Here is a 16,767-nt window from a genome sequence, read left to right on the forward strand (position 1 = left end):
TCTCCTATGCCATCAGATCGATGCGGCCGCTGGCGCGCAGCGTGCGGTACACCGGTTGGTCGAGCGGGCCGCTGTCGGGCTGCGCTGCGCCATTGCGCAGGTCACCCGGGTCTTGTCGGGGCTGTTGCTGTTGCTGCCCGAAATCTCGCGCGCGGCTATCGAAGCGGAACGACTGCGCATCGGCCCGGATGCCGGCATCGGCCAGCGCGCGGCTCAGGTCGCCGGTTTCCCTACGAAGGAGATCGAGCGCGCCTTGATGGTCGGCGGCGATCACGCCGCGCACCCCGCCCTCACGATCGAAGCTGAGGCGGATATCGATCCGGCCCATATCTGGTGGATCGAGCCGGACCATCATCTCGTCGCGCCCGGCAGCGACATGCCGGGCGATTGCGACGCCCATTTCGCGCCCGATGCTGCCGGGCTGCGCCGCCACTACCGCGTCGGCAGCAGCATTGACGGCATGATGCTTGTAGAGCTCAGTGAAGGCATGCGTGCGCGGCGCAGCCACGGCCTGCTGTGCAAAGGCCCCATCGGACGCGGCAAGGTTTGCGACGCCGTTTCCGTCAGCAAGGACAGTGTCAGATGCGATCTCACCGGCCGGCCGGCTGTGCGCCGGGGCAACGGCGCCCGGCATAGTCGTCATATCATTCGTGGTGGCCGCCGTGGTGACCGCGGGAGCGTTGGCGGGCATCGGCGGCGCGAGCATTACCGGAGGTGGCGAAGAGGGCGGGATGCCCTGGTCGGTCGCTGCCGGTTCCTCCGTGTCGGATTTGGCACTGTACTCGCTCTTGGGCGGCGCAGGTGCGAGCGGCTCCATGGCCGAGGCGACGGGCGCCCCGATCGACATGCCCACCGACTTGCCCACGGACATGCCGACGCGGAGGGGCAGCGGCGAAGACGCCAACTCAGCGGCCGCGAATGCGACGGAGGACTGAGGCAGCGTGCCATTTGATGTCGGCGCCGGCATCACCGGGGCCGCAACGGCTGCGACCGCTCCAGGAGCTTCCGAGCCATCCGGGGCAATGGCGATCTCCGCGCCCTCCAACCCGGTAGCGAGGCGTGGCAGGGCCGCGGCCGGGGGCAGCATTTCGGGCGTGACGGCGGGCGCCACCGCTGCTGGCGCCGCCGTGGCGGGGGGCAGCGTCGGCGGTGCGACGTTCCCGCCCAGCGTTAGCAGCGCGCCAAACGCGATCGCGCCAGGCGTCGTCGCTCCCCCGGCGCTGACCGGCGCCACGGGCCCGACGATTTGCGACGCGATCTTCATGCAGCCTCCTTCGCGCTGGCCCGTTCCTGATCATTATAGGACGGTTCGAGCATCTCCGGTGCGGCGACCGATCCCAGCGTCCTGATCCGCGCCCGCGGATGGATTTCGTTTTGCGACAGGACGACGGTGGCGGGGCGCACACGTTCGATGATCGATCGTACGAACGGGCGCACGCCCGGGCTGGTCATCAGGCAGGGGATTTCGCCCCGTGCGGCCAGCGTGTCGAACGTCTCCCGCACCGCGGCGATGAAGCGTTGCAGGCTGGAGGGCGCCATTGCCAGATGCCGGTCGTCGCCCTGGCCGATGATGCTCTCGGCGAATTCCTCCTCCCACTGCGGCGACAGCGTGACGATCGGGATCGTCCCGTCGCGCGTCTGCTGCGCCGAAATCTGCCGCGCCAGTCGGCTGCGGACATGTTCCGTCATCTGCGTCAGATTCTGCGTGAAGCCGGCCGCCTCGGCGATCCCCTCGAGGATGCTGGGAATATCGCGGATCGACACGCTTTCGGCGAGCAGGTTTTGCAGAATGCGCTGCACCCCCGAGATCGAAATCTTGGCCGGAATGATGTCGGCGATCAGCTTGTCGGCATCCTTGTGGACCTCGGTCAGCAGCTTCTGCGTCTCGCTGTAGGAGAGCAGATCGGCGATGTTGTCCTTGACGATCTCAGTCAGATGCGTGGTGATGATCGTGCCGCTGTTGACGACGGTCAGCCCGCGCAGCCCGGCTTCGTCGCGCAGACTGCGATCGATCCACAAGGCGGGCAGATCGAACACGGGTTCGCGCGTTTCCTCACCGGCAATACCGACATTGCCGCCGCCGGGATTGATCACCATCAATTTGTCGATGCGGATTTCGCCGCGCGCTGCCTCGGTTTCCTTGACGAACACGACATATTCGTTGGCTTGTAGCGACATATTATCGAGGATGCGCACCGCCGGCAGGACGAAGCCATAATCCATCGCCATCTGCCGCCGCAGCGCGCGCACCTGATCGTCGAGCCGCGGCTCGGCATTGCTGTCGTTGATCAATGGGAGCAGCGCATAGCCGAGCTCGATCCGCACCGTATCGATGGCCAGCGTGCGCGCGATCGGCTCGTCGGTCTGCTCGGCCTGTTGCTGCGTCAACGCTTGTTGCAGCCGTTCGCTCGCCGCGCTTTGCTCCGCCTTGCGGCTCATGTTCCAGGCAAGATAGCCGCACAACCCGCCGATCGACGCGAACGGCAGAAAGGGAAAGCCAGGCATGACCGCCAGCGCCAGCATCAGCACCGCGACCATGCCGAAGGCCTTGGGATAGCGGCCCAGCTGCTCCCCCAACGCGGCGCCGGTCTTGCCCGTGACGCCGCCTTTGGACACCAGCATGCCCGCCGCGATCGACACGATTAGCGCCGGGATCTGACTGACCAGACCGTCGCCGACCGTCAGGATCGTGTAGGTGTGAAACGCATCGCCAAAGGCCAGGCCATGGATCGCCACGCCGATGATCAGACCGACGATGATATTGACCGCGGTGATCACCAGCGAGGCGATGGCATCGCCTTTGACGAATTTGGAGGCGCCATCCATCGCGCCGTAGAAACCGCTTTCGGCTTCGATCTCGGCGCGGCGCTCACGCGCCTGTGTTTCGGTGATCATGCCCGCCGACAGATCGGCGTCGATCGCCATTTGCTTGCCTGGCATCGCATCGAGGCTGAAGCGCGCGCCGACCTCGGCAATCCGCCCCGCGCCTTTGGTGATGACGATGAAATTGATCACCACCAGGATCAGGAAGATGGTCAGCCCGATGACCGTCTCGCCGCCCATCAGGAATTCGCCAAACGCGGCGATCACGCCGCCCGCCGCCTGATGGCCTTCGTGGCCATGGCTGAGGATCAGCCGCGTCGAGGCCAGATTCAGACCGAGCCGCAGCATCGTGGTGATCAGCAGGATCGTCGGAAAGCTGGACAGTTGCAGCGGCTTGTCGATGAACAAGGATGTCATCAGGATCAATACCGATGCGGTGATCGACAGCGCGAGCCCGAAATCGAGCATCCATGCCGGCATCGGCAGGATCAGCATGGCGATGATCGCCAGCACGGCGCCGCCCAGCGCCAGATCGCGCCCGGCACCGAACCGCAACAGCATGGGCGACAGTTGCGCCTTCAGGGCGGTGAGCGGGGTAGGCGGATTGCGCGTCATGGCGCTGGCAAAACGGCGACGCCGTCTTCGATAAAGCTGCGCAACTTGTTGCGCATCGTGCGTACCGAAATACCCAACATCAACGCCGCCGACGTGCGATTACCGCGGCAGTGATCGAGCGTTTCGAGGATCAGCGCGCGCTCGACCTGCGCCAGCGTGCAACCGACCAACCCGTCGGCCGAGGCTGGCGCGGGAGGGGTCACGTCCGTCACCGATCCTGCCGCACGATTTCGGTGACGGTGACGCCCAGCGCATTGTCGATCAGCACGACTTCGCCGCGCGCGATCAGCCGGTTGTTGACGAAAATATCCGCCGGTTCGCCGACGCGCCGGTCAAGCTCGACCACATCCCCCGTCTTGAGCCGCATGAGCGCGCCGATGTCCATCCGCGAGCGCCCAAGCACAGCCTGAACCTTGACGGGGACATCGAACACAGCCTGCAGATCGGCAGCGGACGGCGGGACGAAGGGGATTTCGTCGCGCGGCGCATCGGCCGCGGCAACGGTCGCGGCGGGCCCCTCGTCGGCGTCAAAATGGGCCGGGGCGAGCTGGCGGGGTTCGGCATCGTCGGACATGATCTTCTCTTTCATGCGTTCATCCATTGGCGGATCACCGAGGCGGATTCGGCCGGCCGTGCCGCGATCGCCTCTCCCAGCCGGTTAAGCGCGGAGAGCCGGATTCGGCCATCGACCTGGGCCAGCGCGATCTCCTGATCGAGCAGCGGCGTATCGTCGCGGATCGCATCGCGCCGTTCGAACGCTTCGGGATCGTCATTCGGGGCGCGCTCCGCCAGTGCCAGCGGGTCGGACGCCCCGCTGCCGGCGAGCAGCGCCTGGTTGGCATCGCCGGGCACGGCCTTGGGGCGAAGCATGCGGATGGCGATCAAGGCCCCGGCCACCAGCACGAGCAGCCCCACCAGATTGATGATATTGGTGGCGGTGAGCCCAAAGGGCAGCGCGCTGCCGCCGCCCTCGATGTCGCCCGGCGCCATGAACGGCATGCTCTCGACAACCACGCTATCGCCGCGTTCGGCATCGAACCCCACGGTATTTTCGACCAGCCGCGTCAGCCGTTGGATCTGGGGCGCCGGAATACCCTTTGGCCCGCCATCCACCATCACGGCCACCGTCACCCGATCGATCTTGCCCGGCGCGCTGACGCTGACGGTATGCGTGCGGCTGTTCTGAAACGTCGTGTCTTCGGAGGATTCGTTGCGCGCGGAGCGCCGCGTGTCCGATCCAGTGCCCGCGGTATTGCCCTGATTTTCGGGCAATTGCGCGGCGACGGTGGCGCCCTCGGCGCCCGCGGCATTTTCGTCGTTGCGGTCGTTCGATTCGACCGTCACCTGGTGCGCGATCACCTGATTGTCGGGATCGAACGCCTCGGCTTCCTTGCGCACCTGATCGCGGTTGAGCAGCACGGCGACCTCGGCGCGCACTTTGCCTTGGCCGACGATCGGCTCGATCATCGCTTCGATCTGGGTGCGCAGCCGTGCCTCGGTCGCGGCCTGGCGCTCTTCCACCTCGGATGTGCCGGCGCTGCCTTCCTCGCCGGCCCGCGCCAGCAGATTGCCCGCCTGATCCACGATCGACACGCTTTCGGGGGAGAGCTCGGGCACGGCCGAGGCCACCAAATAGCGGATCGACTGGATTGCCTCGCGCGGCAGTCGGCCCTGCGTGTTGAGCGTGATGGAGGCGGTTGCCTGGCGCGCTTCGGCAGCGAACATCGCGCGTTCGGGCATCACGATCTGCACTCGCGCCTTGTTGACGCGGTCGAGGCTTTCGATCGATCGCGACAATTCACCTTCGATGGCGCGTGTTTCGTTCATGCGCGCGCGCGACGACGATACGCCGAACGGCTCCTCGGCATCGAGCACGTCATAACCGATTTTGCCGCCCAGCCGTTCCGAGGCCATTGCCATGCGCAATTCCGGCAATTTCTCGACCGGGGCGGTAATTGCCGTGCCGTCGGCGGAGAGTTCGAACGCCACGCCCTGGCCCTTGAGCTTCTCGGTGATCGACCGTGCCTCGTCGGGGGCCAGATCGGTATAGAGAAAGCCCATTTCCGGGGTGGAGGAGCGCATCGCCAGCGCGCCGATCCCGATCAGCAGCGCCAGTGCCACCCCGCCCATCAGCAGCAGGCGCCTTGTCCCCAGCGTTGCGATGAAGTTTTGCAAACCGTTCAAAGGAGCCCCGCATCCTGGCCAGTGCAGGAGCCCGGACGGCCTGCATGTCCATTATAGGATCGTTTGTGCTAGGCAATTCTTGCCGGTGCGATTTCTTTTGGCTCAAGCGGCCACGTGATCAGCAGTGGCGCCAATTCGTCGAGCACGGCCTGGCGGCGCGTAGCGGCATCGATTGCCAGCCCGCCCTCATCCCAGCCGATAGTGGCATCGCCTGGCGTGATCGTCGCATCGGCGATCACGGTGATGGCCAGTTTTCGCCGTGTCTGATCCTTATGCTCTTCGACGCAGCCGTTGACGGCATCCAGCAGATCGGGGTGGACGCGGATATCGAGCTGCGTTCCGCGCGCCACTTGACGCAGCGCGCGCCCCAGCGCCTCGCTGATCGCCCGTGCCGGCGCGGCCGATACGGCATGGCCCGCCAGCAGCTCCGCCGCGGCAAGCGCGATCTCGGCCGCGTCTTGCTTGATCGCGTCGGTCGCGGCCGCGAGGCGCTCGTCGATATCGCCCAGCATGTCCTGCAGCGCATCGACGGCGGCCAGCAGCGCCGCATGTTGCTCGGCGCCCGCCCCGTGCCGCCCCGCCTCGAATGCGTCCTGCCGGGTTTGTAACAATTCAGCCTCGTGCAGCTCCGTCATTCGATCCATGGCAGCGCGCAATGCCGCGATCTGCATCGCGGCTTCGGCGCCGAGCGGGGCGGTAACGGCATCGGTTGCTGCCGTTTCGAACACGCGATCGAAACCGAACGGGATGACGCGCCGTGCCGTGCGCATCAGTAGATCACCGATTCATCGCTGCGCGGATCGACCAGCATGATCTCCCCCTGATCGGCCAGCGTTTTGGCCAGCATTACCAGGCTGGCCTGGGCATCTTCACAATCGCGCGCGCGCACCGGCCCCATCGCGGCCATATCGTCGCGCATCAATTTGGCTGCGCGCTGCGTCATGCCGGACATGAACAATTGTTTGGTTTCCTCCGGCGTGCCCTTCAGCGCCAGCGCCAGTTCGCGCTTGTTGCAATTGCGCACGATGGTCTGGATCGCCGTCGGCAGCAGCTTGCCGAGATCCTCAAAGGTGAACATCAGGGCGCGGATGCGGACGGCAGACTCGGGCGCTTGCGCTTCGAGCGCGGCGAGCATCGCCTCTTCGGTCTGGCGGTCGAGCGCGTTGAACACTTCGGCCATCGCCTCGTGCGGATCGCGGCGCTGCGCGCGTGACAAATTGGTCATGAACTCGCTTTTCAGCGTTTGCTCGACTTCCTGAATCACATCCTTTTGCACGGTGTCCATCCGCAGCATGCGCATAACGACGTCGCTCGCCATATCCTTGGGCAGCTCGGCAAGGACGCGCGCGGCATGGTCGGGCTTCAATTTGTGAAGAATGACGGCAACGGTCTGGGGATATTCGTTTTTGAGATACGAGGCGAGTACCGTCTCACTGACGTTGGAGAGCTTGTCCCACATCGTCCGGCCGGACGGGCCGCGAATATCCTCCATGATCTCCTTGACCCGGGCCGTCGGCAGGATCCCCTCGAGCAGCCGCTCGGTCGTCTCGAACGACCCATGCAGCGAGGCCATGCTGGAGACTTCGCTGGAGAACTGGACGAGCAGATGTTCGACCACAACCACGGGGACCCGGCCCAGCTGCGCGATCGTCGAGGACAGTTCCTTGACCTCCTCGTTGGACATTTGTTGCCAGATCGGCGCGCCATGCTCCTGGCCGAGCGCCAGCATCAGCGCGCCGGCACGCTGCAGCCCGGAGAATTTCTTCATCTCGGGAGGTTCGCCGACTGTCGCCATCACGTTCATGCGCGTTCCTCAAATAAATTCGTGAAACCGGATCTGCCCCGCCCGCCTTCCGTCTATCTTATAGGAGAAGCCAATCCGATCGGGCGTCGAGGAGCAGGTTTAGTGGTGAATATGTCGAGCAGCCTGATCGGGCTCAGTATCCTGTCCGGGAGCAATTCGTTCGCAGCGGGCTCGTTTGCGGCGATCGAATCGGCCGCCGTTCGGCGCGCGCGCGCCGGCTTTACAACCCCGGCGACCACACCACCGTGGAAAGAGCCAGCGACCAAAACATCCGTGTCCGCGCAGATCGATGCGATCAAGCGCCTGCGCACGATCGTCGATACCAGCACCAATCCCACGTTATCGGGCCTGCCCGATGTGGAGACGAGTTTCACCACCTACAAAGCGCTCGACAAGCTGCGCCTGCTGGCCGAGACTGCGGCCAAACCCGGCACGCCCGAGGGCGAGCGGCAGGCGTTGCAAGCGGCGTTTGCCAAGGGCATGAACGATGTGCAGGCGTTTCTCGGCAAGGCGCCGGGCAACCTGCTCAGTCTCCAGTTCGATCAGCCTGCGCGCGCCGTGCAGAGCAGCGGCGTGGCGCCCGACAATAGCAGCGGCACCGTGATCGGCAGCGGCGTCAGCGCGGTGCGCGACGCGCCTTTGGCGGGGCTTGTCGGCAACGAGATTTTGCGTATCGACCTGTCGAAATACAATGTCAGCACCAGCGTCACGGTCGATCTGTCGCAGACGCCGCAGCCGCCGACGCTCGATTCTGTCGCCAAGGCACTCAACGACGCGATCGCCGCGGAACCGATGCTGGATGTGAACGGCAATCCTGTGCTCGATGGCGCCGGCGCTCCCCGGCCGCGGTGGAATTCGAGCTTTGCGGTGGTAAAGACCGATGGGCAATGGGGGCTGACGTTCCAGGGCGCGGGCGTGGAGCAGGTGGCGATCGATCAGATCGGGGCGCCGGATCGGCTTATCGTGGTCAGTGGCCAAGGCGTGGAAGACCAGCCGGGCACGGTCAAAGTGATGCGCTTCGATGGACTATTGGCCATGCCCGTCGCGCAGACGACCGCCACGATCGGTGGGATCGATCGCACGGCGACCGCGCTGGCCGCCACTGCCAAGCCTAGTACTGCCGCCACCGACGACGACGCACCCGTTCCGGGCAAGGTTTATGCGGAGACCGAAGCACGCGCCATCGTCACTGATGCGCAGGGGTTCAGTTATGTCGTCGGCACCACCGCGGGTGATCTCGGCTATAGCCGCGGCGATGGCGCAGACGATCTGTTCGTCACCAAGCTGGACAGCGAGGGCAAGATCGTGTGGCAGCGCACGCTGGGCGCGGCGGGCGAGGCCAAGGGCGCGGCGATCAGCATCGGGGCCAACGGCGATGTCGTTGTCGCGGGAACGATCAAAGGCGCGTTCGACGGTCGCAGCGGCACCGACACCGACATGGTGGTGGTGAAATTCAACGCGGCGGGGGACGAACAGTTTGCGACTTCGCTGGGCGGTGCGGGGGATGATTCGGCCAACGCAGTCGTGGTTGGCGCCGATGGCGCGATCTATGTCGCTGGCCGGACGTCTAGCGGCGGCGGCGATGGGTACGTCGCGCGGCTCGACGCCGCGGGCGCGGTGAAGGAAAATCGCGTTATCGATAGTGGCGGCAATGACAGTATCGCTGCCTTGGCGCTGGATGCCTCGGGCAAGCTGCTCGTGCTGTCGCGCGAGGGGACGCGCGCGACGGTGCGCCGGCTCGATGCCGCGGCGCTTGGCACCAATCTGGGCGCGATCGATCTCGGCATTGTCGATGCCCGCGCGATTGCTGTTTCTGCCAGCGGGCAGATTGCGGTGGCCGGATCGACGACGACCGCGGTGACGGGTGCGCAGGTCAACGCGCTGGGCGGCGGCCGCGATGGTTTCGTGACCCGTATCGACGCCGCCTTCAGCACCGCCAGCACCACCTATGTCGGCTCGGATGCGGACGATCAGGTGGATAGCATCGGCTTTATCGGCGATACGGTTTATGCTGGCGGGCGCACCACCGGTGCGCTGGACGGCGCGCTGCGCGGCACGGTCGACGGCTTTGTCAGCCGGATCGACGGCGGCACCGGAGCGATCGGCAGCTTCACGCAATTCGGCGTCCGCGGAGTCGAGACCGAGCCGGTGCGCGTTTCGGTGTCGATCGGGGGCGGGGGCATTACCGGGGCGCTCGGGCTGCACCGCGGCACGATCAGCGCGCCCGATACTACCAGCCTGACCGCGCGCACCAGCCTGCGCGCGGGCGACAGTTTCAGCATCCGCATCGATCAGGGGCCAAGCCGCTCGGTGACGATCGAGGCCGGCGAGACGATGGAGACGCTGGCAAGCAAGATCCGCGCGCTCACCGGTGCCAAGGCCGTCATCACGACGCCGAAGCTGGACGGGCTGACCACGCTCAAGATCGAAGCCAAGGGCAGCTATGCGATCGAGCTCCAGGCGGGCGAGGCGGGCGCTGATGCGCTCGACAAGCTTGGTCTCAAGCCCGGCCGCATCGCGCAGCCCAAGAGCCCCGGGCCGAAAGATCCCAAGGTGGTGCCCGGCGGGACCTACGGGTTGGGGCTGGGGGGCACCTTCTCGCTACTGTCCACTGAAAGCGCCGGGGTCGCTGCCAAGAAGATCAACAGCGCGCTCTCGATGACGCAGACGGCCTATCGCTCGCTCTATTGGGACGACACCAAGGCGGCGTTGATCGATGGCAGCATCACCGGCCAGGGCTCGGCTTATCAGCAGGCGCAGCTGGCGCAATACAAGGCCGCGCTGAGCCGGCTGACCGGCACATCCCAGTAAGGAGCACAACAGTGACCCAGCCCCTGATCGCCGGCATCGCCCAGGCCATGAAGCATCTCTCGGAGCGCCAGCGCGTGATCGCCGAGAACATCGCCAATGGCGAAACTCCGCGCTACAAGGCGCGCGACGTGGAGAAACCCGATTTTGCGGCCTTGCTGGATAGCCAAGCCAGCAAGGGTGGCGTGCCGCATATCGCCCGTCCGCGCATTGCCTTGACGCCGGGGATGACGGCGATGGGCGCGCGCCCACCGCAAGGCGCGAGCGGGATCATCCTCGATGCCGATACGAGCGAGACCAAACCCGACGGCAACAATGTCACGCTCGAGGATCAACTGCTCAAAATGGGCGCCGTCCAGGCCGATTTCGCCGCCATGACCAATTTGTATCGCAAACAGATGGGACTGATCAAAACAGCTCTAGGCCGTGGCTGACGCGCACATGCGGGATTGCTGAAAAGTGGTGCACCCGGCTGGATTCGAACCAGCGGCCTCTGCCTTCGGAGGGCAGGGGTAGTCCGTCGCTGGGTATCCAGTGGGACATAGCAGCGGCGGAAAAGCGACGTTTAATGTCTGGTGTTGTCCCGGAATATCCCCCAATATATTCCGTACTAGTTTCATACGTGAGAGGGACGGCTGGAAATGGCGCTGGACTTGAGCAAAGTTGGAGAACGCGAGCGTCTAAAATTGCAGCGGGAACCTCATTGGCAACGGCTTCGCGCGGGATGCTTTCTTGGGTTTCGTCCTTCAAAGCGCGGCGGGCGTGGAACGTGGATCGCGCGCGCCTATGACGAGGATGCGCGCAAATATCGCTTGAAGTCGCTCGGCGATTACGGTGCGCTTAGCGGCAACGAAATGTTTGCCGTCGCAAAAAATGAAGCGGAGCGCCTGGCCGAATTAGTCGAAGCCGGTGGCCTGATGCGGGCTAAGATCGAAACGGTGGCGGACGCTTGTCGAGCCTATGCGGAAAGCCGTCCCGAAGCCGGCGACCGGTTCCGGCGCTATGTCTATGGGGACGCGATCGCCAAAGTAAGGTTAAGTAAGCTTCGCCGCCGCCATATTGCGGAATGGCGAAGAAGGCTCGAGGATCGGCCATCGCTAGTGAGCCGGAGCAAAGTCGGCGAGGTTCGCGTTCGACCCCGTGCCGCTTCAACGATTAACCGAGATATGGTTGTTTTGCGGGCTGCGCTTGCAAAAGTATTGGCCCCTGGATCGCCCAATACCGATGCTGCGTGGCAGGAGCCGTTGAAAGCAATAGCAAACGCCGACGGGCGTCGTACCCTTTATCTTGACCGCGGCCAGCGCCTCGGACTAGTTGAAGCAACAACGGCCGAGGCAGCTCCATTCGTGGAAGCCTTATGCCTGCTACCATTACGGCCAGGCGCTCTTGCATCGCTTAAAGTGGGCGATTTTGACAAGCGCACCGCTGAGCTGACCATTGGAAAGGACAAGTCCGGAAAGCCGCGGCGAATTCAGCTTCCAGGAGGCGCGGCGAGGCTTTTTGCACTGCAATCGAAAAGCAAGCTGCTAACCGCTCCGCTTTTCATGCGCGAAAATGGGAAGTTTTGGGATAAGGATAGTTGGAAACGACCGATAGCGGCTGCGGTCGCTGCAGCCGGGTTGCCAGCCGGCGCCACCGCCTATTCACTTCGTCATAGCACAATTACCGATCTTGTAGGTGCCGGGCTGCCGCTACTCACGATCGCCCAGATCTCGGGCACTAGCGCTGAGATGATCGAGCGGCATTACGGCCACCTTGCCAACGATGCCGCCACTGCTGCGCTCTGCGCGCTGGAGCTTTAAGACCAGGGCTGGTCGCTTTCACAAACAGTGATGAGAGCGCCTGCCGTGCGTGTCCCAGCCGGAAGGAAGTTTTCGGACGCACGGCGTACCGCGGTAGAGCCACCAATATCAGATTCTCGATTGCGATTTCGATTCGCAATCAGCGTGCGAGCGAGCGCAGACGACCGAAGCTGCTACCGCGTATTTTGCTCTGCCTTCGGGATACCCTAAGGCGATTTCTAAAAAAAAGTCCGCAGGTTGAGATTTCCCTAACTGGACAATTCCGTTTCTCAGTTCACGAAAATAGGCGTGGTGTTAAGCCATAAAACCGCTTTGCTAGAACTAGCCAGTTAGGAGAAAATTCAAACTGATCCAAAAGCTAGAAGTGCTGACACTGAAAATTGTCGTTGATAATCAAGAGATATCGCGAGTTATAAAGACCGTCCCGCTGGATACAGCGCTAATGACGGAGACACAGTATGCCGCCGATTGTCCTGACGATTCCCGAAGCGGTCACCGCCAGCAAGATGTCGCGCACCGCTATCTATAACGCGCTGAAGGACGGCACGTTGTGCGCCCGCAAGTCGGGCCGTCGCACGCTAATCCCAACCGGAGAGTTGCAGCGGTATATCGACGCACTTCCGCCCTACACGGGGAAGGTCTGAACTGTGCCACACGCCGCCGAGGATAACGGGCAGCCCTGCGCCGGGGTCGGCCCCTGGGTCACCGCGACTGCCGGAACCGACCCCACAATTTTCGTTCTATCGCTGACCACGCTTGATCAAATTCATGCAGTCATCGTGAACGATAGCTTTCGCGCGCTGCAGCTGCATTACCACATCGCGGAAGTGTATCCTGAAGCGCCCAAAAACTCCGATTTCAAAACGAGCTTTGCCGAGGCGCACGATTGTTACTGCGCAATGTTCGAGCTGCTTGGTGCCAGCGCGGCTCGGGCGTCGGTGACGCTTGATGTCTAAGCATGTTGGCTTGACAGCACCCGGTCGCGATTTCCCGATGCCGGCTGTTGTCGGCACTACGCTGAAACTTCACCGCAAAGGCAACGACTGGAAGATCGCGACGTGACCGGAACGCGCGCAATCGATCGCGAGCTTCCTTCGAATGTTGAGGCGGAGGCGGCGCTGTTGGGCGCGCTTATGATCGACAATCGGATGATGGATCGCGTCGCTGACTTGGTGAGTGCGGAAGATTTCTATGAGCCGGTTCACGGTCAGATGTTCAGCGCCATTTCGAGTGAAATTGCCAACGGCAGGGTGACAACACCAATTACGATTACTCCGATGATACAACACCTCCCCGGAATCGTTGAGTTGGGCGGACCGGCATATGCCGCGAAGCTGACGGGCAGCGGCGCTGCCCTGTTAGGCGCGCGCGATTTCGCAAAACAGATTGCCGACCTTGCGAAGCGCCGTCGCCTGATGGCAGCGCTCGAATGCGTTATCGAACGCGTCAGCGATATGCGTGAACGCAGCGATGAAGAGGGCTACCAGCCGATCAGCGAGATTGTGGAGCAAATGGATGGTGTACTTTCCGCGGCTCTCCAGACGCATCGGCAGAATCGGGGCATCCGCTTTGCAAAAGCGTTCGACGATACTCTACTGAAAATCGAAGACGAGGCCTCTGGGAATTCGACTGACGCTTTGGCCGTCGCCGGTCTCGACGACTGGAACACGCTGACTGGGAATATGCGTCGCGGGGAGGTCGTGATCCTCGCCGGGCGGCCCAGCATGGGGAAGACGGCCGTAGGTCTCTCAGTTGCTCTGGCATCCGCGCGCGCTAACCACGGGACGCTGTTCGTCAGCCTTGAAATGTCGGTTCTAGAATTGACGAAGCGAGCGATCACTGATGTGCTTTTTGAGCATGGCAAGTCGGCATCATTCGACGCAGTGCAACGCGGCAAGTTCACGCCTCGCGATCGGGAGGCTATTGCGGTAGCGCGAAAGCAAATTGCGCAGTGGCCACTGGTATTGCACGAAGACGCGGGCTTAAAAGTCGGACGCCTGACGATGCTGATCCGCCGTTATCAGCGGGAAATGGTCTCGAAGGGCAACTCCCTCGACGTCGTTTTCATTGATTACCTGGGGCTCCTTCGTGGGGATAATCAAAAGCATAGCCGCCATGAGGAGATTGGCACAATCAGCCGCACACTAAAGACAATCGCTCGTGAACTGAATGTGGCAATTGTCGTACTTGCGCAGTTGAACCGCGAAGTCGAGCGCCGTGATGACAAGCGTCCACAGCTCGCTGACTTAAGAGACAGCGGAGAGATCGAGCAGGACGCCGACGTCGTCATATTCGTTTATCGCGAGCAATATTACCTCGAGCGGTCCAAGCCTGAACTTGGCGACAGGAAGCGGGCCGAGTGGGAACTGGCAATGGGGGCGGTTCGCGACCGGGTGGAACTTATCTCCGCCAAGGTGCGCAACGGCCGGATCGACAAGCGCAACTGCTATTTCTTTGCTTCCCACCAAGCCGTGCGCGGGTCACTGTTTTTTCAAAACGATGGTTTGAGATGAGCGCACGGCCTTGGCACAAGCGGTATCACTCTGACGCCCTAGCGGGCTTTATGCCGCTTTCTCTGGAGGAGCGTGGCGCGTACCAGACGGTGCTTGACCTTATCTATGATCATGGCGGCCCGATTGCCGACGACGAGCGCATCCTCGCCGCCTATATGAGATGCTCGCCTCGCAAATGGCGCGCGGTCAGAGACCAACTCGTAGGAAAGGGAAAAATCAGTTTCAATTCGGAGGGCCTAATAACCAATTCTCGCGCGGAAAGAGAGCTTGGAAAGGATGCGGAAACGAGCCGAATGCACGCTGAAAACGGTTTGAAAGGAGCACGGGCGCTTCACGGAAAGGCGAAAAAACCTCATAAAAACAGTGAACTTTGGGTGGCGAGGCCAGAGCCAAGCTTTGGCTTCAACCAGAAGCCAGATCCCAGAGGCCATACAGAATATGGCAAATCTCTTTGTTCGTCATCGCGTAAATCGCGCTCAGATGACCTCAGTTTAGTCATGGAGGCGGGCGGATTTACAACTCAGCCATCCGACCACCATGTGCTTGAGGAGTGGCTGGCATTGCCCGATATCCATTTGGGACGCGACATCCTTCCCGTTGTCCAAAGGGTTGCCGAGAGTCTGTACAGCAGGACTGGAAAGGCGCCGTTTAAGCTCAAATTTTTCGACGCCGCAGTTCGCCAAAATTATGCTGAGGACGCCGCCGAGATTGATCGGATGCGGCGAATTCGGGAGCGTAGCGAACGGTTGGACGATGAGCAGCAGAAGGAGAGGGGGGCGGCCTGACCGGCTCCAGTTGGTAATGCCTCCGGTAGGCTAGCATGTTCGACGGCCATCGGCCGAATACCTGTTCGGCCATCGTGCCGAAGACGACTTCAATGCCGTGTGCTGCCCATGTGGTACCGGGCGAGCAACAAAACGGCAGCAGTGCGCGCAGGGCCCGGCGGGCCGGTGGCAGTGTCCACGCAAGCTATCGTAATCTGAGCCTGACGTGCGGACGTAGCCAGACGATTTAGACGTGCAATGCTACATGAGCGAACAATCCGCGGGGGTCGATAATCGTGGATGGCTGCTATAGTTCGCTGAGCTGGAAGGCGTCTTCGCGCCCAGCGCTAAGGCTAGGCGGCATCCGGTATCAGACGCTGGTCCAAGATCGCATCTATCGTCTGTCGGGGCAGGGTGCCGTGTGCCGTGTGCGCCGGCGAGGGTTTCCGATAGGGCTACGTCAGCAGCATCTTGCCCTTATGCTACTGTGCGGCGATTAGCGGGATAAGGCTCGGACCGTCTCGAGAAGCTCAGCCTGCGATGTCCGCCAAGGGGTAATGCCGTGTTGAACCGTGAAATTCGCAGCCAGGTCGACAAGCTGCGCGATGCGATGTGGTCGGGGGGCGTGTCCAACCCGCTGACTGGCGTCGAACAGCTCACCTATCTGCTGTTCATCCGCCGCTTGGACGAGATCCAGTCGCGCGAGGAGGCCAAGGCACAGGCGCTCGGCCGTTCGCTCGCGCGGCGGATCTTCCCCGAAGGTACCGACGGTCTCGCCACGCCTGGCTTCCGCAAGGATCCCGACACTGGCGAGGGCGTCGACGGTTGCCCGTACGATTTGATGCGCTGGTCGCGGTTCAAGAACGAGAAGCCCAAGCGGATGTTCGAGATCGTCGACCAGCACGTTTTCCCGTTCATCCGCACGCTGAACGGTGCGGAGAGCGTGATGGCGACGCACATGAAGGGCGCGCGGTTGGCCTTCACGCGGCCGTTCGACAGGTAGACTGTCTCGGTCCTGCCGGCGAATTCGAACGTGCTGCTCGACCACATGTTGGCGGCGTCGTTGTCGAATTTCGCCTTCTCGTTTAGCCGCCCATAGCCGCGGCTGGACACATATGTGTGGTAGGGATTGTCGCGAACGTCGGAGAGCTTCGCTGAGAAGCTGGCTGCCTTGCCGATCCAGATCAGGTCGTTGGCGTCGCGGATGCCGAACGAACCGCGCGCACCTCGCCCGTGTCGATACCGGCGCCGTGCCGGACCTCGATCCCGTTGTCCCTAATCGACTTGAGCTGCGCATATGCCTTCGGATGGATGACCTTCCTGACGGTCCAGTGGATCTCACGCCCGCAGGTCGACGCGTTGCTGTTCTTCGCGTCGCCGATGAAGACGCCCATGACCCGATCGCCGTCGAAGCTGCGCACCACGCCGCCGTGTTTGATTATCAGACGCGTCGC

The 16,767-nt window shown here is 62.9% G+C and carries 16 protein-coding genes; 8 read left to right on the forward strand and 8 right to left on the reverse strand.

What is annotated here, in order from left to right; genetic code table 11:
- Nucleotides 1–4: 4 nt before the first annotated feature.
- The 7 genes from ABC969_RS06910 to fliG form a co-directional block, all read right to left on the reverse strand.
- Entirely contained in the window at nucleotides 5–1,264 is a 1,260-nt protein-coding gene (locus tag ABC969_RS06910; protein WP_345863956.1) for a flagellar hook-length control protein FliK, read from the reverse strand.
- Nucleotides 1,261–3,438 (reverse strand): flagellar biosynthesis protein FlhA, encoded by a 2,178-nt coding sequence (gene flhA / locus ABC969_RS06915; protein WP_345863957.1) that lies wholly within the window; start codon nucleotides 3,436–3,438, stop codon nucleotides 1,261–1,263. The genes ABC969_RS06910 and flhA overlap by 4 nt, the downstream gene beginning before the upstream one ends.
- Nucleotides 3,435–3,641, reverse strand: coding sequence for a helix-turn-helix domain-containing protein (locus ABC969_RS06920; protein WP_345863958.1), 207 nt, complete (start codon nucleotides 3,639–3,641; stop codon nucleotides 3,435–3,437). Before ABC969_RS06920 ends, flhA begins: the two co-directional genes overlap by 4 nt.
- Before the next feature lie 5 nt (nucleotides 3,642–3,646).
- Nucleotides 3,647–4,027 (reverse strand): flagellar motor switch protein FliN, encoded by a 381-nt coding sequence (gene fliN / locus ABC969_RS06925; RefSeq protein WP_345863959.1) that lies wholly within the window; start codon nucleotides 4,025–4,027, stop codon nucleotides 3,647–3,649.
- Complete coding sequence (fliF, locus tag ABC969_RS06930) at nucleotides 4,024–5,568, reverse strand: flagellar basal-body MS-ring/collar protein FliF (protein WP_345864297.1); 1,545 nt, start codon at nucleotides 5,566–5,568, stop codon at nucleotides 4,024–4,026. Before fliF ends, fliN begins: the two co-directional genes overlap by 4 nt.
- A gap of 122 nt (nucleotides 5,569–5,690) precedes the next feature.
- On the reverse strand, nucleotides 5,691–6,392 hold the full coding sequence (locus ABC969_RS06935; protein ID WP_345863960.1) for a FliH/SctL family protein: 702 nt from the start codon (nucleotides 6,390–6,392) through the stop codon (nucleotides 5,691–5,693).
- Nucleotides 6,392–7,426 carry a flagellar motor switch protein FliG gene (fliG, locus tag ABC969_RS06940; RefSeq protein WP_345863961.1) on the reverse strand — a complete coding sequence of 345 codons (1,035 nt, stop codon included), beginning with the start codon at nucleotides 7,424–7,426 and terminating at the stop codon, nucleotides 6,392–6,394. The genes ABC969_RS06935 and fliG overlap by 1 nt, the downstream gene beginning before the upstream one ends.
- A gap of 111 nt (nucleotides 7,427–7,537) precedes the next feature.
- Here fliG and ABC969_RS06945 point away from each other — a divergent pair, with 111 nt between their 5' ends.
- From ABC969_RS06945 to ABC969_RS06980, 8 genes are all read left to right on the forward strand, one after another.
- Entirely contained in the window at nucleotides 7,538–10,237 is a 2,700-nt protein-coding gene (locus ABC969_RS06945) for an NHL repeat-containing protein (protein WP_345864298.1), read from the forward strand.
- A gap of 47 nt (nucleotides 10,238–10,284) precedes the next feature.
- The gene (locus tag ABC969_RS06950) at nucleotides 10,285–10,668 is read left to right on the forward strand and encodes a flagellar biosynthesis protein FlgB (protein ID WP_345864299.1); all 384 of its coding nucleotides are present in this window, start codon (nucleotides 10,285–10,287) and stop codon (nucleotides 10,666–10,668) included.
- A gap of 219 nt (nucleotides 10,669–10,887) precedes the next feature.
- A complete protein-coding gene (locus ABC969_RS06955; RefSeq protein WP_345863962.1) occupies nucleotides 10,888–12,036 on the forward strand; it encodes a tyrosine-type recombinase/integrase in 1,149 nt (382 codons plus the stop codon).
- Between the two features lie 458 nt (nucleotides 12,037–12,494).
- A complete protein-coding gene (locus ABC969_RS06960; protein ID WP_345863963.1) occupies nucleotides 12,495–12,680 on the forward strand; it encodes a helix-turn-helix domain-containing protein in 186 nt (61 codons plus the stop codon).
- Between the two features lie 3 nt (nucleotides 12,681–12,683).
- Nucleotides 12,684–12,992, forward strand: coding sequence for a hypothetical protein (locus ABC969_RS06965; RefSeq protein ID WP_345863964.1), 309 nt, complete (start codon nucleotides 12,684–12,686; stop codon nucleotides 12,990–12,992).
- Between the two features lie 102 nt (nucleotides 12,993–13,094).
- A complete protein-coding gene (locus ABC969_RS06970) occupies nucleotides 13,095–14,549 on the forward strand; it encodes a DnaB-like helicase C-terminal domain-containing protein (protein WP_345863966.1) in 1,455 nt (484 codons plus the stop codon).
- A complete protein-coding gene (locus tag ABC969_RS06975) occupies nucleotides 14,546–15,334 on the forward strand; it encodes a DUF1376 domain-containing protein (RefSeq protein ID WP_345863967.1) in 789 nt (262 codons plus the stop codon). The genes ABC969_RS06970 and ABC969_RS06975 overlap by 4 nt, the downstream gene beginning before the upstream one ends.
- 544 nt (nucleotides 15,335–15,878) lie before the next feature.
- A complete protein-coding gene (locus tag ABC969_RS06980; protein WP_345863968.1) occupies nucleotides 15,879–16,316 on the forward strand; it encodes a type I restriction-modification system subunit M N-terminal domain-containing protein in 438 nt (145 codons plus the stop codon).
- A gap of 181 nt (nucleotides 16,317–16,497) precedes the next feature.
- Here ABC969_RS06980 and ABC969_RS06985 read toward each other — a convergent pair whose 3' ends face one another.
- The gene (locus ABC969_RS06985; RefSeq protein WP_345863969.1) at nucleotides 16,498–16,707 is read right to left on the reverse strand and encodes a hypothetical protein; all 210 of its coding nucleotides are present in this window, start codon (nucleotides 16,705–16,707) and stop codon (nucleotides 16,498–16,500) included.
- Nucleotides 16,708–16,767: the final 60 nt, after the last annotated feature.

The organism is Sphingomonas qilianensis (assembly GCF_039614825.1).
GTDB lineage: Bacteria > Pseudomonadota > Alphaproteobacteria > Sphingomonadales > Sphingomonadaceae > Sphingomonas > Sphingomonas qilianensis.